General features: G+C 44.0%; 27 protein-coding genes. 21 read left to right on the top strand and 6 right to left on the bottom strand.

Going from position 1 to position 18,452, the window contains the following annotated elements; all coding sequences use genetic code 11:
- From ACRC32_RS17270 to ACRC32_RS17260, 3 genes are all read right to left on the bottom strand, one after another.
- Positions 1 to 505 (bottom strand): hypothetical protein (locus ACRC32_RS17270; RefSeq protein ID WP_438555129.1); only part of this gene is annotated, 505 nt, incomplete at its 3' end.
- A gap of 142 nt (positions 506 to 647) precedes the next feature.
- Positions 648 to 1,067, bottom strand: a complete 420-nt coding sequence (locus ACRC32_RS17265) for a hypothetical protein (protein WP_438555128.1) — start codon at positions 1,065 to 1,067, stop codon at positions 648 to 650.
- Positions 1,068 to 1,114: 47 nt separating this feature from the next.
- Positions 1,115 to 1,390 carry a hypothetical protein gene (locus ACRC32_RS17260; protein ID WP_438555127.1) on the bottom strand — a complete coding sequence of 92 codons (276 nt, stop codon included), beginning with the start codon at positions 1,388 to 1,390 and terminating at the stop codon, positions 1,115 to 1,117.
- A gap of 141 nt (positions 1,391 to 1,531) precedes the next feature.
- Between ACRC32_RS17260 and ACRC32_RS17255 the strand changes: the two genes are divergently transcribed.
- Positions 1,532 to 1,993, top strand: coding sequence for a hypothetical protein (locus tag ACRC32_RS17255; RefSeq protein WP_438555126.1), 462 nt, complete (start codon positions 1,532 to 1,534; stop codon positions 1,991 to 1,993).
- On the opposite strand, the gene ACRC32_RS17250 is transcribed toward ACRC32_RS17255, so the two are convergent.
- A complete protein-coding gene (locus ACRC32_RS17250) occupies positions 1,990 to 2,928 on the bottom strand; it encodes an HNH endonuclease (RefSeq protein WP_438555125.1) in 939 nt (312 codons plus the stop codon). The genes ACRC32_RS17255 and ACRC32_RS17250 overlap by 4 nt on opposite strands.
- Before the next feature lie 191 nt (positions 2,929 to 3,119).
- On the opposite strand from ACRC32_RS17250, the gene ACRC32_RS17245 reads away from it, so the two are divergent.
- Positions 3,120 to 4,613, top strand: coding sequence for a terminase (locus ACRC32_RS17245; RefSeq protein ID WP_438555124.1), 1,494 nt, complete (start codon positions 3,120 to 3,122; stop codon positions 4,611 to 4,613).
- Positions 4,614 to 4,638: 25 nt separating this feature from the next.
- Positions 4,639 to 6,084 (top strand): phage portal protein family protein, encoded by a 1,446-nt coding sequence (locus ACRC32_RS17240; RefSeq protein WP_438555123.1) that lies wholly within the window; start codon positions 4,639 to 4,641, stop codon positions 6,082 to 6,084.
- A gap of 223 nt (positions 6,085 to 6,307) precedes the next feature.
- Here the strand turns inward: ACRC32_RS17240 and ACRC32_RS17235 are convergent, their stop codons facing one another.
- Entirely contained in the window at positions 6,308 to 6,442 is a 135-nt protein-coding gene (locus ACRC32_RS17235) for a hypothetical protein (RefSeq protein WP_438555122.1), read from the bottom strand.
- Between the two features lie 55 nt (positions 6,443 to 6,497).
- Here ACRC32_RS17235 and ACRC32_RS17230 point away from each other — a divergent pair, with 55 nt between their 5' ends.
- The 9 genes from ACRC32_RS17230 to ACRC32_RS17190 all read left to right on the top strand — a co-directional run bounded on the left by ACRC32_RS17230 (position 6,498) and on the right by ACRC32_RS17190 (position 12,866).
- Positions 6,498 to 7,754 carry an RNA-guided endonuclease InsQ/TnpB family protein gene (locus ACRC32_RS17230; protein ID WP_438555121.1) on the top strand — a complete coding sequence of 419 codons (1,257 nt, stop codon included), beginning with the start codon at positions 6,498 to 6,500 and terminating at the stop codon, positions 7,752 to 7,754.
- A gap of 111 nt (positions 7,755 to 7,865) precedes the next feature.
- On the top strand, positions 7,866 to 9,080 hold the full coding sequence (locus tag ACRC32_RS17225) for an HVA1 family protein (RefSeq protein ID WP_438555120.1): 1,215 nt from the start codon (positions 7,866 to 7,868) through the stop codon (positions 9,078 to 9,080).
- Positions 9,081 to 9,266 carry a hypothetical protein gene (locus tag ACRC32_RS17220; protein WP_438555119.1) on the top strand — a complete coding sequence of 62 codons (186 nt, stop codon included), beginning with the start codon at positions 9,081 to 9,083 and terminating at the stop codon, positions 9,264 to 9,266.
- Positions 9,232 to 10,851 carry a hypothetical protein gene (locus tag ACRC32_RS17215; protein WP_438555118.1) on the top strand — a complete coding sequence of 540 codons (1,620 nt, stop codon included), beginning with the start codon at positions 9,232 to 9,234 and terminating at the stop codon, positions 10,849 to 10,851. Before ACRC32_RS17220 ends, ACRC32_RS17215 begins: the two co-directional genes overlap by 35 nt.
- Positions 10,848 to 11,153, top strand: a complete 306-nt coding sequence (locus ACRC32_RS17210) for a hypothetical protein (RefSeq protein ID WP_438555117.1) — start codon at positions 10,848 to 10,850, stop codon at positions 11,151 to 11,153. Before ACRC32_RS17215 ends, ACRC32_RS17210 begins: the two co-directional genes overlap by 4 nt.
- Positions 11,150 to 11,383, top strand: coding sequence for a hypothetical protein (locus ACRC32_RS17205; RefSeq protein ID WP_438555116.1), 234 nt, complete (start codon positions 11,150 to 11,152; stop codon positions 11,381 to 11,383). The genes ACRC32_RS17210 and ACRC32_RS17205 overlap by 4 nt, the downstream gene beginning before the upstream one ends.
- On the top strand, positions 11,380 to 11,721 hold the full coding sequence (locus ACRC32_RS17200; RefSeq protein ID WP_438555115.1) for a hypothetical protein: 342 nt from the start codon (positions 11,380 to 11,382) through the stop codon (positions 11,719 to 11,721). Before ACRC32_RS17205 ends, ACRC32_RS17200 begins: the two co-directional genes overlap by 4 nt.
- A complete protein-coding gene (locus tag ACRC32_RS17195) occupies positions 11,714 to 12,424 on the top strand; it encodes a phage head morphogenesis protein (RefSeq protein ID WP_438555114.1) in 711 nt (236 codons plus the stop codon). Before ACRC32_RS17200 ends, ACRC32_RS17195 begins: the two co-directional genes overlap by 8 nt.
- A complete protein-coding gene (locus ACRC32_RS17190; RefSeq protein WP_438555113.1) occupies positions 12,405 to 12,866 on the top strand; it encodes a phage virion morphogenesis protein in 462 nt (153 codons plus the stop codon). Before ACRC32_RS17195 ends, ACRC32_RS17190 begins: the two co-directional genes overlap by 20 nt.
- 1 nt (position 12,867) lies before the next feature.
- Here ACRC32_RS17190 and ACRC32_RS17185 read toward each other — a convergent pair whose 3' ends face one another.
- On the bottom strand, positions 12,868 to 13,083 hold the full coding sequence (locus ACRC32_RS17185; RefSeq protein WP_438555112.1) for a helix-turn-helix transcriptional regulator: 216 nt from the start codon (positions 13,081 to 13,083) through the stop codon (positions 12,868 to 12,870).
- 102 nt (positions 13,084 to 13,185) lie between these two features.
- Between ACRC32_RS17185 and ACRC32_RS17180 the strand changes: the two genes are divergently transcribed.
- Genes ACRC32_RS17180 through ACRC32_RS17140 form a run of 9 tightly spaced genes read left to right on the top strand, consistent with a single transcriptional unit; the run spans position 13,186 to position 18,412 of the window.
- Positions 13,186 to 14,445, top strand: coding sequence for a coiled-coil domain-containing protein (locus tag ACRC32_RS17180; RefSeq protein ID WP_438555111.1), 1,260 nt, complete (start codon positions 13,186 to 13,188; stop codon positions 14,443 to 14,445).
- Positions 14,445 to 14,819, top strand: coding sequence for a capsid cement protein (locus ACRC32_RS17175; RefSeq protein ID WP_438555110.1), 375 nt, complete (start codon positions 14,445 to 14,447; stop codon positions 14,817 to 14,819). Before ACRC32_RS17180 ends, ACRC32_RS17175 begins: the two co-directional genes overlap by 1 nt.
- Complete coding sequence (locus tag ACRC32_RS17170; RefSeq protein WP_438555109.1) at positions 14,819 to 15,748, top strand: major capsid protein; 930 nt, start codon at positions 14,819 to 14,821, stop codon at positions 15,746 to 15,748. The genes ACRC32_RS17175 and ACRC32_RS17170 overlap by 1 nt, the downstream gene beginning before the upstream one ends.
- A gap of 34 nt (positions 15,749 to 15,782) precedes the next feature.
- Positions 15,783 to 16,073, top strand: a complete 291-nt coding sequence (locus ACRC32_RS17165) for a DUF7210 family protein (protein ID WP_438555108.1) — start codon at positions 15,783 to 15,785, stop codon at positions 16,071 to 16,073.
- Positions 16,074 to 16,502, top strand: a complete 429-nt coding sequence (locus ACRC32_RS17160) for a gp436 family protein (protein WP_438555107.1) — start codon at positions 16,074 to 16,076, stop codon at positions 16,500 to 16,502.
- Positions 16,502 to 16,936 carry a Gp37 family protein gene (locus ACRC32_RS17155; RefSeq protein WP_438555106.1) on the top strand — a complete coding sequence of 145 codons (435 nt, stop codon included), beginning with the start codon at positions 16,502 to 16,504 and terminating at the stop codon, positions 16,934 to 16,936. The genes ACRC32_RS17160 and ACRC32_RS17155 overlap by 1 nt, the downstream gene beginning before the upstream one ends.
- Complete coding sequence (locus ACRC32_RS17150; protein ID WP_438555105.1) at positions 16,929 to 17,165, top strand: hypothetical protein; 237 nt, start codon at positions 16,929 to 16,931, stop codon at positions 17,163 to 17,165. The genes ACRC32_RS17155 and ACRC32_RS17150 overlap by 8 nt, the downstream gene beginning before the upstream one ends.
- Positions 17,165 to 17,944: a hypothetical protein gene (locus ACRC32_RS17145; RefSeq protein ID WP_438555104.1), complete on the top strand. Its 780-nt coding sequence runs from the start codon at positions 17,165 to 17,167 to the stop codon at positions 17,942 to 17,944. The genes ACRC32_RS17150 and ACRC32_RS17145 overlap by 1 nt, the downstream gene beginning before the upstream one ends.
- 12 nt (positions 17,945 to 17,956) lie before the next feature.
- Positions 17,957 to 18,412, top strand: coding sequence for a hypothetical protein (locus ACRC32_RS17140; RefSeq protein WP_438555103.1), 456 nt, complete (start codon positions 17,957 to 17,959; stop codon positions 18,410 to 18,412).
- The last annotated feature ends 40 nt before the right edge of the window (positions 18,413 to 18,452 follow it).

Genomic DNA, 18,452 nt, shown 5'->3' with positions numbered 1-18,452 from the left:
TTAAAGCTAGTGTTGTTTCGGTAGTTGCGCCAGTTGGTAAAGGTAAAGTAGTAGCACTAATTGGTTGGGTGACACCGCTGCCATCTACAACTAAACGATTATTAACTAAGGTTGGTGGCAGTCTGTCTCTAATTGTTGTAGTTAAACCTATCGCAGTGGATTGGTTTGCTTCAATTCCATCGGTATAGCCCTCAAGCTGATCTACAAATCCAGAAATCGCACTACTTGTAGTATTTGCGCTGGTCAGCAATCCTTCAAGTCCGTCTACATATCCGTTTAGGGAGGTAATGAGCGATTCTAACGTATCAGTGTAAGACGCAACATCTATTAAGCGATCGCGGATTATTTCAAGTAGCGATGTTTGCACCTGTTGGTTGGCACTACTTGCATCGCCTCCGCCCGCAGAGCCGTTATAACCATTCGTAACTAGGGAGCCGTCGTTCCCCACAGCGATCGCTCTTATGGTTCCGTCAGGTGCAATGCCCTGTAAAAGATTTGCAGACATAGAGATAACTTAATAGGTAATGGGTAATAGGTAATAGGGAAGAGAGGTAATAGGTAATGGGGAATGGGGAATAGGCAAGAAAATAAAAGCATTCCCTATTACCTATTCCCTAATTTAATAATTACCCCCTTTTATAACTTATCTATGCTGAGAGTGCTTGTATTAGCTGGGCTTTCGTCATTACGTTATAGTTCTTGACCTTTGCCTGAGATGCCTTTTTCTTGAGTTGTCGAATATTTAGTTGAACTAGATTATTTTTGGGTGGCGCTGATGGCAATAAAAGCAACCCTTGTTGAACGTTGCACAGGGAAGGAGCCTTGGGGATTTCATTTATTTCAGTTGGAAGTATCCGTATTTCTGGTATAACAGGGAGTTCCGCATTAGAAACTTTATCCGCCTCCTCAAATATTGGCTTTAGTACCTCTGCACATATACCTTGGAATTGGGGAGCAGCCTTCCCCCATTCCTCTAGTAAACCTAGTACAAAGTTAGCAGCCATTAGTGCGGAATAGGCTAAAGCGATTGCATCAATAGATAATGTGAGAATGTGTTGAATATTCATGGTAATTAAAGTTCTGTGGTTAGTAGTAGACAGCCGCGCGGATTAAACTAAGCGGATTCAGTATATAGCTGTTGCCAGAGTGGTTCTGCTTGAGCTTTGTCCGCAACTTCTTGAATAGATAGCAATCGCAGTTCTATTACTTCGTTGTAAAAGGCTGTACCGAAGTTTTCAGCTAATGCTGGTAATAAAATGGCTTGGTCACAAAATGAATACTCGCATACAAACCCCAACGGAGTAATGACGATAGGATAATCAGAACCCCCACCAGTCATACGCTCGAACTGCTCTTGCTGATATTGATATTCGTAGGTTGATAGTTGCATTGTTTTTCCTTAATTGACCAACGTGTAGAGATGTTGGGAGGCGGTGTAGAGGTTGCCTCTATAAATAGTATGTGCGATCGCATCCTAATTTGGTTAAAGTTGAGATGAATAGTTTTTAAAGTAACAACATAGTTTGTAACAATGGCACGCCGGAACGCTCACCCAGGGAAGAAAGAAGATACGGCATCTCGTAGGCTCCAAGCTATGGAACTACGGAAGGCGGGAAAAAACTATCGTGCTATTGGGAAGGAGTTAGGTATTAGTGAAGCCCAAGCTCATCGAGACGTTGCAACTGTAGTTAAATCAATCACAAAACTATCAACAGAAACGGCTTTGGAACATCAAGCTTTGGAATTAGAACGATTGGAAATGGCAATGGCTGCGATCGCTCCCCAAGTGCAAAAAGGATATCTGCAAGCAATTGACCGATGGCTAAGACTATGTGAATCTAGGCGCAAGTTGCTAGGAATTGATGCGCCAGCAAAGCAAGAAATTAATAGTAATACTGCAATTTCGCTTAGTAAGCATAATTACAGCAATATGGATGCTGAAGAGCTTAGTCGGCTGTATATGACAAAACTCCAGAATGCGTCCGAAAACTAGAACAAACTTAACTGATTGTAGTTAGCGGCAGTCTTGCCCAGCACCTTTAGGATTTTGAGCCACCTAGAGTGCAAGTAAAACGGTTGACGACTATACCATTCATGAGGGTCGCGATCGCCCTTGCTAGCATTACAGGTAGGGCAAGCAATGACTATATTACCCAGCGTGTCACAACCCCCTTTTGCGACAGGTAGAAAGTGGTCGATTTGGTAAGAGGTTTTGTTTTGCCTATCAATAGAGCAGCCGCAGTAACAGCACTTGTTATCAAATTCGGCGATTCTCACGCAAACTTGAGCAGGGGTAATCTTAATTCTATGAACTAATCGACGCTGCGCTCTATAGCGACTGCTAGCAATACGTTTTAGTTCTGGGTTTTTGATTTGGTACAGTCGCCTAGTTTCTTTAATTTTATCTGCGTTCTTGAGCCTATAAAGGCGATCGGCTTCTCGCTTTTTCTCTTTGTTCTTTAGCCTAGATTTTAAAGCTTGCGCCCTATACTTTTCTGGATTTACCCAGTAGGCTCTGCGTCTATTTTCTCTTGCTTTTTCTGGATTATTACAATACCAGTTGCGGGATTTCTCTTTGTGATACTCTGGATTTTCCCAGTATTTTCTACGCATATATTCACGAACGCGATCGCGATTATTGTTTTTCCAATTTATAGAAATAGCTCTATGTTTTTCAGGCTCTTTGTAATAAGCCTCTAACCTGTATTGGCGATAGCGTTCGGGGTCTTCTGCTCTATATTTTCTTGTGTAATTGTTGTGCCTTTCTGGGTCTTTCTTCCTGGCTTCTTGTAATTGTTCTTTGCCGCATTGGACACATTTGCGATGCGAACAGTATCTCAACGTTTTACCCGTGTCGTTCCAATCGTGTTTTCTAGGACAAAGCTTGCCAAGATAAAACTTGGTCGCGTCAAAAGATAAAATGGTCATACATCCTACTCACATTAGGGTGTTAATCCTTGCATTCTGACTGCCAAGAAAAGAATGCAGGGTATTATTATATTTTAACAGATAATGGCTGTATTTCTGTGGTGGTAAGTATTACAGACGACAAGGCTTCACTAATTAAAAGGCTTCGTGTTTTAGATCGAGCAAGCGTTGACGCTGATTTTAGAAGTCTTGTGTTAGCTCGTTCTGCAAAGGATATTTGTTTCTGGATTAATACTTTTTCTTTTACCTACGACCCTAGACGATCGCCCGCCACTATTCCATTTGAACTTTACCCTATACAAGAAAAGTATCTTAAATGGCGGCAGCAAAGGCGGCAGCTTAAAGAGCATGGCATTGTTGAAAAGTCTCGTGATATGGGCGTGTCGTGGCTTAATTGTGCAGCACAGCTTCACGCTTGGTTATTTGAGCCTGGATATGCTGGAATTATGGGGTCACGCAAAGAGTTATTAGTAGACAGATTAGGCGACCCGTCGAGCCTATTCCAGAAAATCAGAATGATGATTGATAACCTACCTTATTGGATGTTGCCCAGGTCGCACGTTGACGGCTATTTAAAACTAATCAACAATGACAACGGCGCAACGATAACTGGGGAAGCGGGCAGTGCAATTGGTCGGGGTAGTAGAGCGGCAGTAGTCGATTTAGATGAGGCGGCTTTTTTAGAGCGAAGTCAATTAATTGATGCGGCAGTTTCCCAAACGTCTGAGGTTGTTATCTACACTTCAACGCCTAATGGCTCAGGTAATTCGTTCTACCAAAAGCGCTTCTCTAATAAATATCCGGTTTTCACCTTTCATTGGAAGTCACATCCGTTGAAAGACCAACAATGGTACGAAAAGCAAAAAGCCATGCTCGATCCGGTGATTGTCGCGACTGAAATAGATATTGACTATTCAGCCTCTATCGAGGGTATCTTTATTGAGGCGAAGTGGGTGCGTGCTGCTATCAATTACCCGTTGTCAGGCGCAACGTTTCGGGGAGAGGATTCTCCCCGAAAGCTTGCTTCACAAGGCGCGGCTATAACAGCAGGACTAGACGTTGCTACTACTGGAAAAAACAAAAATGTGTTCGTAGTTAGACAAGGATGCAAAGCGATCGCTCTTCAAGATTGGCAAGGGCTAAATACGACAGAAACAACTTTTAAAGCGCAAGAATTAATCAAATCATTTAAGGCAACTCACCTTAACTTTGACGTTGATGGGGTTGGGGCTGGAGTCGCTGGTACTTTAGAAACTACGCCGGATATTGGTTTTACTTTTAATCCCGTGCATGGCGCAGGCAGTCCCAGCGATCGCTTTTGGGTAGGTGAAGATAAAACAAGCAAGGAGAAATTTCATAATAGACGGGCGGAGCATTACGGACTTTTACGCGAGAGATTCCGCAAAACTTACGAGATGGTAGAAGGTATTGCTAAATATCCAGAAAATGAATTAATTTCAATCCCCAATCACGCAACTCTTATTGCACAATTAAGTCAGCCCCTTCGTAAATTTACAAGTTCGGGGAAGATACTTTTAGAATCTAAGGATGATATGCGGAGACGTGGCAACGAGAGTCCCGACTATGCTGACGCATTAATGTATGCGTTCATAGATCCGCCGGAAGATTGGGCGGGTGCGATCGCAGTTGGGGAAACTAGAGCAGGGTACGCCCTAGACTGGTAATCAAAATAAAGGAATTTGCACTTTTATGGTCGCCACGAACGGTAATAAAAAAATAGCCTCCGATCAGATTGGTGAAATCTCAAGTGTCGCGCGTGACTATCCTGCTGGACTTGCGTCCTATAGTCGTTATTTTTTAAACCGAGAAGATGGGCGAATTATTGCTAGAGGTAAAGGTCAAAAACTTTCGGATATATACAGGGATACAGAAAAAGATGCACAAATTAGGCAGGGTTTAGCTCAAAGATATGGCGCAGCCCTAGCCCGCGAGACTGTAGTAGAACCAGCCTCTCAAAGTAGGCTTGATAAAAAAGTAGCTGATGAAGTACGAAACCAAATAAAAAATCTCAATCGCCGCAAACCTCAATTGCTAAAGAGCAAAAACGCTGTTTATAGTTTCGGTGACTTCGACTTTTTCACGCGTGGAATGCTTGATGCAATCTACATGGATTACGCTGTTGCAGAGATTGATTGGGCACTAGAGGGCGATCGCGTTGTAGCTAGACAAATTTGGAATCGCGATCAGTCACGTTTCATTTTTGATATTGCTGATGGTGGTTACGAGTTGCGGTTGCTCACTTTTGAATCAATGTTTGAAGGTATTGTCCTACCACCACGCAAATTTTTGGTTCACTCAGTAGGTAGTCCTGATGGTAATCCTTATGGCGGAGGACTTGCGGAAACTTTATTTTGGTGGGTTTGGTTTAAGCGGCAAGAATTGCGTTTTTGGTTAGTTTTTTCTGATAAATATGGCTCCCCTACTCTCAAAGCCCAGTACGAAACTGAAGCACAAAAAAATAAATTGTTGGAAATCATGCGTAATGTTTCTCAGCAGGCAGGGGTAGCATTACCCAAAGGTGCAACTTTAGAGCTTTTGTCTGCTGCTACTTCTCACACCAGCACTTACAAGGAACTATGCGATTATTGTGATGAGCAAATTACATCAGTAATTCTCCTACAAAACTTGACAACAAATGTTAGTGGCGGTTCTTATGCTGCTTCGGAGACGCATTTTGAAGTATTGAGCGAGTTGGTTGATTCAGACACTAGCGCTCTTACTTCAGGACCATTTAACGATCTAGCCTCTTGGATTTGTGAATTTAACTTTGGTATAGATGCAACTCCACCACTAATCTATAAACCCCGTGTTCGTGTAGCTGACGAAGCCCGTGCAAGACGTGACGCGGTTTTAGTAGGGTTAGTCCAAAAGCCCATGTCAAACCAATACTTATCCACGCATTACGATATTTCTTTCAAGTCTGACGAGGAGATTGCTGCGGAGGAAAAAGCAAAAGCCGCCCTCGCGCCACCAGAGACACCACCAGGACAAAACGAGGATACACCCTTTGTTTTCTCCGAAGGAATCGATCCTATTCAAATGATTGACAAGTTAGCTAGTAATGGAGCATCAATAGCTGAAGTTGAGACAATGGTCGATTTATTGATTAATTCAGTTGGCAACAAATCTTTATAGGAGTCATCCCACCCAGATGCCCCTATACTCCTTTTTAGTTTATTGGGAAGTAAGCGGATACAGTCGGCGCAGACATTAGTTCGATTTGCTTTGGTTAGAAGCTTTCTGCAAATCTTGCAATTTTTTGCATCGTTACTTCTAAGCTCTAGAACTTTTGCCCATTTGCGTTGAAGACAGAAAGTTGGTTCAGGGAAAAATACATTAACAACCTTCATTATTTTAGCTAGTCGCCGGAAGCCCCACGCTCTACCTGTACCCAGGTGAGCGTTGGGATGGATAGGCGGGCGGCAACGATTGTATCTCCGATGATGTTGAGCCGCAGGCTCAACAGGAGAGGAGATATATGAGGAGTCGCCAATATATTTATTAGTTAGGAGATAAATAAATCTCCCTAGAAATGCTACAATAGTTGTATGCTTAACCTTACATACAGCTACCGAATTTATCCAAATGTTTCCGCCGAAAGCATTATGCTTGATTGGTTGGAGCAATCGCGCCGTGTCTACAACTATGCGTTGGCAGAACGACGGGACTGGATAAAGTCGCGCAAATGTGCGGTTAATGCTTGTAGTCTTAAGTCGGAATACATCATTCCAGCCGATACCCCTTATCCCAATTACTACGCCCAAAAGCGCAATTTGACGCAAACGCGAAAAGTAATTCCCGCTCTTGATAACGTTCACTCGCAAGTATTGCAGGAGACGTTGGCAAGACTGGACAAGTCTTTTCGTTCTATGCAGGAACGGGGTTTTGGCTTTCCCCGCTTCAAGAAGTACGGGCAGATGCGTTCTTTGTTGTTCCCCCAGTTCAAAGCTAATCCCGTCACAGGATGGTATATAAAACTGCCCAAAATTGGGGCTGTGCGAATAAACCTGCATCGCCCAATTCCTGAAGGAATGGTCGTCAAGCAAGTGCGGGTAGTTAAAAAGGCATCGGGTTGGTACGCCATGCTGGTGTTGCAATCCGATGTCGCTATTCCAGACGCAATACCTACTGGTACTTCTATCGGCATCGACCTGGGGCTGCTCAGTTTTCTGGCGACCAGTACAGGAATTATGGTTGCTCGCCCTAAATTCTTTGTTCAGTTGCAAAGCAAGCTTAAATGGCTGCAACGTCAACTCAAGGATAAGGTCAAAGGCTCGAACAACTATCGCAAAGCTCAAAAGCAAATAGCCAAGTTGCACGAACACATCCATAGTACCCGTCGTGAGTTTCATTTCCTTGTTGCTCATCAGCTTTGTGATGACGCGGGAATGATATTTGCCGAGGACTTGAATCTGAAAGCCCTGGCAGGTGGAATGTTGGCAAAGCATTGTTTGGATGCTGGTTGGGGCGGGTTTTTGGAGATTTTGGGTTGGGTATGTAAAAAGCGAGGGGTATATTTTGCCAAAGTTGACCCCAGGGGGACGAGCCAAACTTGCCCCAATTGTGGAGCGCATACTGGGAAAAAAGAGCTTGATGAGCGAGTGCATAATTGCTCTGAATGTGGATATATTACAGACCGAGATGTGGCTGCGGCAATAGTCGTAGAGCAGAGAGGTCTTGCAGCCGTTGGACAAACGGTGATGCTGGCTGTGGAGGAAGACTGCCTGGGAGTCCCCGTGAAGCAGCAAAATCCGAGAGGCGACTCTTTGGAAGCCCGCACTGTATTCGGTACTCCGAATCAGTGACGGGAGGATGTCACTCTGTACTTCAGCAATATATCGTCAGAGTACATACCTTCTTTATAGTCAACAATAATTGCTTGTAGTACATCATTAGGGAAAATTATTTTGGCTCCCATGACCTCAACTCTTGCAGAGAAACTATTAGTATTATATCGTACATCGCGCCCCCTTGAATATACTGAGACATCAGGAGTAACAGCGCTGGAATGGAGCCAGAGCATACTAAAACGGTTAGATGTACAGAATGGCACAACACTAGAAAAAGAAAACTTAGATTCACCTTCTGACTATGCTGAATCCAAAGTCCGCGTCGGTACTACTGTTAGTTGGAAGTATGGCTCAGGTACAGCGACGGGGAAAGTTATTAAGGTTTACCGCGATCGCATCACCCTAAAACTAGGTGATTCAGAAATTACCCGCAATGGTAGCGAGGATGACCCAGCATTGCTCATCAAACAAGAGAACGGGGCAAAGGTTTTAAAGCTATTTTCGGAGGTAAGAATATCTACTTCTGATTATGCTGATGTTGCTGAGGCAATAGACTTTAAAACCGCTCCTGCTGTCAAGCCTAAAGGCATTCGGTGCGGTAACTCTTACATATCTGCAAAAAAGACTTGCAAAATAGGTCTTACAGGGGATGCGGCAAAAGCTGCGGATTATTTAGATGCGAAAGTTCCTAAAGCTAAAGCCGAACCAAATGCCAATTCTGTTCCATTAGCCCAGACTGGAACAACAGCAGAAGAACGTAAGCAGTTCATAAAAGATAGACCGCAGTCTAAGTCAAGGCTTCCTGAAGCTAAAAAAGCTGTCAAAAAAATTCCTGGCGCTCCACCTCCACACCCTGAAGAAGTAATGGCATTGCAGGAATATACAGGGCTTTCTTACGGTGCTGTCAACGCGGCTTTACGTGGCAACGATGCAACGGTACTTGCCAAACCACTAACAGCAGCACAAAAAACTAAATATCTAGAAGATGCTAAGTTTGCGTCTGCTGCGCTAGATGCCCTGCCCAATTATGAAGGCACAGTTTACCGAGGGGCAGCGTTACCAAAGAGTATTGTTAGTCAATATCAAGTAGGCAAGACTATAACTGAAAAAGCATTTACTAGCACGAGTGGAAAACCAGATGTAGCCGATAATTTTGCAGTTTCGGGCGATGGTGCGATTGCTGTTAAATACACAATCGCCTCTAAAAAAGGAAAATCTATTAAATCGCTATCAGCAGTCCCTGGGGAAGAAGAGATTTTATTTAATGCAAACACTCAATTTAAGGTGTTAGCGAATAAAACAAAGATTGGTATAACTCACATTTATTTAGAGGAAGTTTAAGTGAGCGAACTAACGCTGCGAGAAAAACAACTGTTGGCACAGATGGAAGCGGATGAGGAGAAAGCAGAGGCAGAAGAACGCAATAAACCAGAGAGCGATCGCGTTCAACCCATGCCCTTTGATAAAACAGATTTTCCTATAGGAATACCAGATGTTGAAAGCACCGACGAACCCAACGCAGGATGAGTTAAAAGCGATCGCCAAATACATCATTCAACAATCCTATGACGATGGGGTTGCCTCTCTTGCCTTAGAACGCACAGATAATGGCTTTGCAGGACAATTTAGCGACGCTACCGATCCCAAAAAGATAATGGAGTACACCTTAGAAAAGTCTGGCGATACTTGGGAATTAGGATATAAAGCCCTATCTGGGGTTGAGGATACCGAGGATTTTAGTGAGGTGGAGGTTGAACCGATATGGAACGAGCCACCGTTCGACTTTGGCGAGGAGGAAATCGACCCTGCCGATTTATATACCTCTCAAGCGATCGCCCTTGCCGCCCCTATATTTTCTGAGTGGCTAGAGCAAGTCGAAAATCATATTTTTGATGGCGCGACCGATTTGAGTCAAGTACGCGATCGCATAGAATCAGCTTTCGGCGAAATGGATGCTGCTGATTTTGCCCAACTGATGCAAGAAACGATGCTTGCAGGCTATGGCGCGGGTAGATATCAAGTCCAAGAAGAAACGGCGATTGATGAAGAGTTTGCTGAAACTTTAGAATTTGCTACCAAAAAATCTAAAAACCCTCGCACCTGCAAAAAAGGGTTTCCTTGTGGCAATTCCTGCATCAGCCGTACAAAAATGTGCAAAAAGCGATTAGAAGGGCAATATGCAACGGCAGCCCAGTGGCTAGAGAGTAAATTACTGCCATTGCCTAATAAAAAGAATCACTTTCCCCATACAGAATTTATAGAGCAGGGTTATTCAGCTATTGGGACTTCAAGGATGGCGGAAATAGATAGTTTGCTAAAAGGCGACCCCATAGAGAAGGAGCGATTAAGTAATGAGTATATGGCGGTGCAAAAAGAGTTTATGGCAGCACTCGATAATAACAAGATGCGTGTTAGAGATAGAGAAGCTGTTAGGGCAAAACACAAAGCTGCTGAGGATGCGTACTTCAATTACGAAAAATACAACCGTCGTCAAGCTGCTCAAAAAATGGAAGAATTTAGGTTGCAACTTGTAAGCGAAGGATTGTCACGTACTGAAGCCAAAAAGACTTTAGAGACAATTGATTTTGATACTGATTCCTTAAATTCAATAAATAAATCTCTAAAAGGTGATTTTACGAGGACTGATTTAGATGAGGCAATAATAGAGTTTCGCCAACTAACAAATAGTAAAAGCAGTGCATCTCTCAAATCAGTCAAAAATTCATATTTTGCCGATGGCAGAGCTTATGCAACCCGAACTGGAGATTTAAGTATTGGATCGTCACCAGATAAAAGAGTGATTTTCCACGAACTAGGACATCATTTGGAATTTGAATCGGATACTACCTTGCAAGCGGCTAAATCCTGGATTGAAAGCCGAAAGACGGGCGAACCTAAAAAACTAAACGAACTTACAGATAGTCCCTATGACGACGATGAAATTGCTTACCCCGATAAATTTATTAAGCCTTACGTAGGCAAGATTTATCCTGATGCAACGGAGGTGATATCGATGGGGATAGAACACTTTACCAGTGGCAGAATGATGTTAGAACTGTATGAAAAGGATTCAGAACATTTTGCTTTCACAGTAGGAGCAATTAGACAGTGATTAAATACGAGTTAATTGATAAAGTTCGCCGCACTGTAACTATTAGCTTGGAAGCTTCGTCGCCTCATGAAAGGGCAAATATAGTTATAGCTGGTGATGAATCTTTAAAAGCGATTGTCTCTGATAAATTATCTCGTTCCTATGGAGCTTTTGGTCACACCGTAGGCGAAGTAACCAGCCCCATAGATTTGGATTCGGCGCTCCGTAGCTCGGTTTTCAAGGATTATCGAATCGGACTAACGCAAGGTAAGGAATTAGTGAGTAGTTACGGCTCAGGCATTCCAAAGGGAGCAGTGACTTGAACTTACTTGAAAACCCAACAAAATCACAAATGGACACGGTGCTGCGCCAAATTATTCAATCCCAGTACAAGGATAGGGTGGGAGCGATCGCGTATAAAAGGGCGGTAAGTGGAGGGATTGAGGGTAAATTTAAGGATGCTCTTAATCCAAAGCGTATCTTTGAATTTTTAATCAAAGATGGTGAACTAAGTTACAAAGTTGATTCTTGGGACGAGGAGGAGGACGAGTGAAACGCGGTTTGTTCCTAGCACACAACCCTCCCAGCCCTAGTAATACACATTTCCCAATCGAAGCCCTAAAAGCAGCATACGAATTTTTGCAAGCAGGGATAGATTGCAACTGGGTGATGTTCGTAGAACGTAAACGCCGACAAAATGCTGAATACCAGTTTTGTAAAAGCACAGACTTATTGAGCCTATCCCTTCCAGGTAATACTACTTTAAAGCTCTGGGAGTTACTTAAGGGTAATTACGATCGCACACGGTTTTTGCCTACTGCCTATCTAACGGAAACGGGCTATGTTTTTGTAGTGCTACTAGATACCAGCAAGTATAGGACTGATGGCTAAATCCCCATTTTTGCAACCATTCCCTGCCGCGATCGCCTTCTTTGCAAAAAAATTACCAATCCCTACAGAAAATTGGAAAACGATTGCTGAGGAATACCAAGCGATCGCATTCACAATTGCGGGCATAACGAAAGTCAGTATTTTAAAAGATTTGCAGGATGCGATAACCGATGCTTTAGAAAAGGGTATTTCACCTGAGAAATTTCGCGTGGACTTTGCTGACATTATGGTTAGACGGGGTTGGTCGCCCAACTTTTCCCCCTACCGTGTAAACCTTATCCTCTCTCAGTTAGTGAGAAACTCCTATCAATTTGGTCGCTGGGAGCAGATGGAGGACCCCGACCTGAAGCGTAGAAGACCCTACCGCCAGTGGATTCACGGTGATAGCCCCGTTCCACGTCCGCACCACCTCCAGCAACACTTAAAATGTTATCCTGCTGACTCCGATATATGGAAAGCAATTCACCCTAGTCCGTTTGGTTGCAGATGTCGAGCATTTGCTTTAAGCGATCGCGATATGAAGAGAGAAGGGTTAACACTATCAACGCCGCCCAAGCTAGCAGAAGTCGCAGAACCAGGTTTTAGCAAAGGCTACCCCAAAAGCCTAAAAGAGCAGAGGCAGCAGTTGATAGATAGAGCGATCGCATCCTTGCCCCCAAATTTAGCGTCATTGTTGGAGGACGATGTTAAAAATAACGGTTGATGACTCCCAATTGCAAGCCGCTTTTGCTCGTTTGCGGCAGCGATCGCAAGATTTGAGAGCGCCTATGAGCGATATAGGGGAATATACCCTGAGAAGAGTTGATGATGGATTCCGTAAGGAGCAGTCATTCTATGGCGTTCCTTGGCAACCGTTAAAACCTCGTACTATCAAACAGAAGCAGAAAAAACGACAAATATTAAAGGTGCTTCAGGCGACTGGAACCTTTCGCGCTTCATTTTCGTACGACGCAGGCACAGATTTTGTAGAAGTCGGTAGTAACCGCGTGGGGAAAAATGGGGTTAGCATTGGTCTACTGCATCAGTTAGGTTCGAGACGTATGCCTGCACGCCCAACTTTGCCCGATGCCAATAGAGGCTTACCTCCTGCTGACACTGAAGAAATACTATCTATCTTAGAAGAGCATATTATAAGTGCTTGGTAGTTCAAACCTGAAAATACTCTAGCTTTTTCCCCAAAGCGATCGCTACCCGCATCAATGCGATCGCACGCGGCGAAACTACGCCCATCTCCCAATCGCTAATAAGCTGCTGCGACGCAAACACGGCTTTACCTAGCTCGTCTTGAGTCAATCCAGATTCAACACGAGCAATCTTTATTTTGCGCCCTAGACGCTGTTCTTGAGTTAAAATTTCGCGCATTTACTAGAAATAGGCGTACGTTACGTCACACGGGAGTAATAGCCTTAATTTTAACCCACGCAGATTTAATCTAGTAGAGATATCTTGTGGGCAATAGTTGCAGTGGCTGTAATTCTTGAAACGCCAGAAAAAGAATTAGAGATCGAGTTCTTGAGATGTGGCACGCATACATCTATGAGCGGTAGTAGCCACAATTTTACTCATGACATTGCTCAAGAAGTAGTTGATACCTACAACCCAGACATTTTTAAGGCTCCACTAATAGTTAGTCATAAGACAGGGAAATATAGCGATCGCCAGATTGTTGATTCAGAACTAGCTTTCGGTACGCCTAAATTGTTGAGGAAGGTAGGCGATCGCGTTAAAGCAATATTTGAGAAAATATCCCCCGAATTTGTAGAGTGGGTTCGCAATAGCCAGATTTTGGGCATTTCTCCCTCATTCTATCCACCAGACCACCCCAGTAACCCCACTCCTGGTAAATGGAGTTTGCGTCATATCGCGGGATTGGGGAAGAGTCCCCCAGCGATTAAGGGATTAGCATCGTTGTCGCTCTCAGAATTTCTAGCATCTGCAAAAGGCGCAATTGACCTTAATGAGTTTGATTTAAGCAGTAATGAAGGGATTGTAACGCTGGATTTTATGGGAAATGATCGCATGATTATTTCTTTATTTCAGCGCCTCCGAGACTACTTAATTGATACTGGCGGGTTAGAAACAGCAGATAAAATCATTGCGCCTTATGAACTGCAAATGCTCTCTGAAACAAGAACTGAACCAGATTACCAAATGGAAATGCTGGATCGTCTGACTCTGAGAGTTCAACAGTTAGAGTCACAAGTTTCACCACTACAAAACTATAAGGAAATGACAGAAGAAACAACTAAACTAGAAACCGATTTGCACCAGCGTGAAGCCAAGCTTGAAGCTACAGCCGCAGAACTAGCAAAGCAAGCGCAAAAAATAGCGGCTCGTCAAGCAGAACTTGACCGCAAAGAAGACACCGACTTTGCTGAATCCTTAATTAAGGATGGACGCGCTTTACCTAATGAAAAAGAAAAACTCGTAACCATGATGGGGACGATGAGAAAAAGCGAAACTGTGGTGGAATTTAGCGAGGATGATAAACCCCAAATGCTAGATGCCTTCAAAGATATGTTATCTAAGCGTCCGCCAGTAATAGCTTTTGGGGAACACGCAAAGCCTGATGGCAAACCCAAACATGGGTCTATCAATTTTTCCGCTCCCGAAGGAACGGAAGTAGATATGGAGGCGCTGGAAGTGCATGAAAAAGCCCTAGCGTACCAAGAAGCACATCCAGGAACTGATTATATGAGCGCGATCGCGAAAGTAGGTTATTAATGGCAACTTCATTATTTCACGTAGCCCATAAGGCAATTGAAACGCGCACCGTAACTCTAGCAGGAACTGCAACAATGGGGCGGGCGATTGGGTATGACTCCTTGCAAACGTCTACTGCTGGCGCACAGAACGTTTGGGGCGTGGCGACAACTTCAGGAATAATCGGCGATCGCATTGGGGTTGTCACCGAAGGTTCTGTCCCGGCTGAAGCAGGCGCGGCTATTACTATCGGGCAACAGTTAGCCACCGATGCTCAGGGGCGTTTCGTTCCTGCTACTACTGGGCAAGCCATATTTGGTAAAGCCCTTGGAGCAGTAAGCGGCGCAGGCAAGTTTTTTGAAGTACATATTACACGTGAAGGGGCGAAAACCTAATGCCTTTGATGACGCTGAAGGCTACACGGGTAGTCGATCCAATCCTTACTACCGTCGTTCAGGGGTATGTACAACCTGAATTTGTAGGAAACGCTTTGTTTCCTCCGGTTCCTGTTTCTAAAAGAGCGGGCTACGTAATTGAATTTGGTAAGGAAGATTTTGCCCTATTTGATACTCGCCGCGCACCAGGGGCAGCAACCAAGCGCCGAAATATTAACTATGGCAACAGAAGTTACAATCTCTACCAGGATAGGTTAGAAGGGGAACTGCCCCGCGAACATATAGAAGAGTCGGAAGGGTTAGGATTTAACCTACAAACCGAGACTGCCGAAAGCACGATGCGCTCTATCCAATTGCGCTTGGAGTATGACCAAGCAGCGATCGCAACTAATGCTGCTAATTATGATGCGAACCACAAGGTAGTCCTTAGTGGCACAAGCAAGTGGAGCGACCCTAACAGCGACCCTGCAGGCGATATTCGTTCTTGGAAGCAAGCAATTCGCGGGACTATTGGCACGTATGGCAACACGCTTTTATTAGGTGCAAAAGTATTTGATACATTTGTTGAACACGAGCAGACCAAAGACAAAATCAAGCATACGTCCTCAGCTTCGATTACCGCAGATGCGATCGCTGCTATGTTCAACTTAGATAAAGTAGTAGTCGCCAGTCCCTTAATTCTCAATAATGAGACAGGGCAATTAGTTGATATTTGGGGCGATGTAGCAATCTTGGCTTATGTCCCGCAAAGAGTACAGAGCCGTCGCCAACCATCCTACGGTTATACCTATACATTACAAGGATATCCAATGGTTGAACGTCCTTATTATGATGATAACCATGCCAGCTTTTACTATCCCGTCACTGCCGAGCGCAGCCCAGAATTGGTAGGGCAAAGCGCTGGCTTCCTCGCACAAGGTCTTCTGTAAAGCAAGAATTGAAAAACATTGTTAGGTATCGTCAATGAGCCAATATAAAGCACTAACGCCCCTGCAACACAACGGCAAACCTGTGAAAGAAGGTGCAACAATCGAAATGTCACAAGAGGATGCCGAATCTTTGATTGAGATGGGAGCGATCGCGCCTTTAGGTAGCCCTCCCCCTTCTTCGACCTCACCTGTCGGCAGCCCAGACAAAGAGGATACGATGATTGTCACGCAACAAGTGAGCGATCGCGCCCCAGAAGAAGTTGATGTAGAAAGCGCTCCAATTTCAACGGCACGTAAGCAACAGCAGAAGAAGCCGGAGGCGTAGATGAGTTATGCAACAGTGGAAGATTTCATTTCTTATTTTGGGCAACAAGAAAGCCTTGAGCTTTCTAACCTAAATGACCCAATGGCAACAGAAGTAAATCTACCCCTTCTGCAACAACACCTTAATTACGCAACAGCGGAGATTAATGGCTATATCGCAGGTAATTACAACTTACCTTTGCCTACAATCCCGCAAATCTTGATTTATCACACCTGTGATGTAGCTCGTTACCGAATGGATATCTACAAGTCCCGCGAGGATGTTGTAGATAGATACGAGAGAGCGATCGCTTATTTAAGAGATGTTTCTAGGGGCATTGTCAATCTTGGCTTAGACCAAAACAATGTTGAGGTTGAAACCGTCGCCTTAGAACCAGCTTATTTCTCCGCTTTACCAGTATTCACAATTGATAGCTTGCGAGATTTTTAGTGATTTTAGCTGAGATAGAAAACGCGATCGCTACCCTAATCAAAGCGCCAATGGAAGCATTAGGCGTTCGTGTTCGGGTCACTCCCGACAGCGATAACAGTGGAGTGAATACGCGCGGCTATCTCTTAATCGGTTACACGGGTTCTAGCTTTACCTCTGTAAACCAGAAGGTTATAACCCAGCAGCAACGCACCCTTGAATACGAACTTTCATTGGCTTACAAGGACCTGCAAACCCATAAAGACAACTATTTAGTCATAGAAAAGTTACTACATTTACTAACAGGATTTCAACCAATTGATTGCGATGGGGAGTATGGCGCACTATACCCAAGCCGCGACAGCTTTGTTGGATCGGGAGATGGCTACTGGCGGTACGCCCTCACCTTTCAAATGATTGTAGATCACCCATTATTGGAGCATTCAGATGAGTGAAGAATTAAAAAAGTACAAAGTTCTGAAACAACTTGGTTGGAATAAAGGCGTTTATGCCGAGGGCGATACGGTGGAGATGGAGCCGAGATTTGCTGAGTATTACATCAATGAGAAAGTTTTGGAGGAGGCAGACGGGGCAAGCCTTGTTGAAAATGAAGCTGCTCTAAAGGAACCTGAGAAAGAAAAAGTTATCGCACCATCACTTACAACCGAAACGGAGGAAGTCTAGTGGCTAATTTTTTGACCAATGGGGTGCAGAAGATTATTTACATTAGCTTGCGAGAAGTAATAAACGATCGCTTATTAGTGCTGCCGTCTCCCTCAGAATTTAGCTGGGACTTTGGGTTCGAGCAGCAAGAAATTAGCCAAACTAGCGATTTGGGTGAAACCTACGTTGCAGATGTCATTACTACAAGCAAAAACCCCAAAATTACTGCTGTGTATGGAAGTTTGACTAAAGAGTTGCTCGCGCTCAAAACTGGCTATAAGCTAGCCTCGCAAGCAGATACGGGAATTTACGCTCGCACACTTCAAGTTAAACAAGGGACAATTGCCGCTGTAATTACAGGGCAAGATGGCTTTGGGATGGTTGCCGACACTTGCAGCGCCTCTGTACTAAGGAAAGGTATCTCTATTCCTTTAGCTCGGCAACCGTTTGCGAGTTTTGATGAAGCAACGGCAGATTCATTTGCTAATGGAGCAAGTGCAACTTTCAAGTTTAGCGATGATATTGTATCCGCTAAAGAATGGGTAACTGTTTATGGCACTTACCCGCTGACTGAGGCAGAAGTGTTGTCTGAGGAGCCTTTTGATACTTTCACCGCTTCTTTGGTTGGAATCCTACATGATAAAACAGTATTTAATATTGTTTTTGACCCTGTAGTATTGAGCCGTGCTGATAGTAACACAATTGACTTTGGCGCAGACACGCAAGAGTTAACTTTCTCTGTAACTGACCCTTCCTGCGTCCCACAAGTCAAGTTTTTAAATAGGCTTCGCACTTGCTAAGTATTAATACTTATGAAAGAATTAAAAATTAGACTAGCAAACACCCTAATCATCCTCAAACCCGTTGCCTTTGCTAATTTGCAGGCATTAGAAACAATGCTTGAGGAGTTGCAGAGCTATTGGTTGGGGCATGAGGTAGCGATCGCTGACTTGCTATTATCTGCTGATAGTGCGATCGCGCTTTCATTGGCTCAAAAAATTCTATCACTGCACCCCAGAATTGACGAACCAGGAACGATGGGTTTTGATGTCAATCTGCTAATGGACGATTTACCGCAGTTTGAGGAGTTTTTTTTAGCAATTAGAAACGAGGAAGACGATAAGCTTGATGTTTTTAAGGGTGGATTAATTACCCAACTTAATAAGTTCAGTGCAATAAATAAGTACCAACGCGCGGTGAAGCTGCTAACCGAGCGAACAGAGAAGCAGACATCCCAAGCTCAGGAATCTTCGAGTGTGACTTCCTAGCCGATTTATGTTTAATTACCGGAAGTTTTGGAGATGCGAT

The sequence above is a fragment of the Chroococcidiopsis sp. genome (genome assembly GCF_051657925.1).
GTDB lineage: Bacteria > Cyanobacteriota > Cyanobacteriia > Cyanobacteriales > Chroococcidiopsidaceae > Chroococcidiopsis.
The sequence above is the reverse complement of the archived record's forward strand: the minus strand, read 5'-3'. Positions and strand labels throughout refer to the sequence as shown.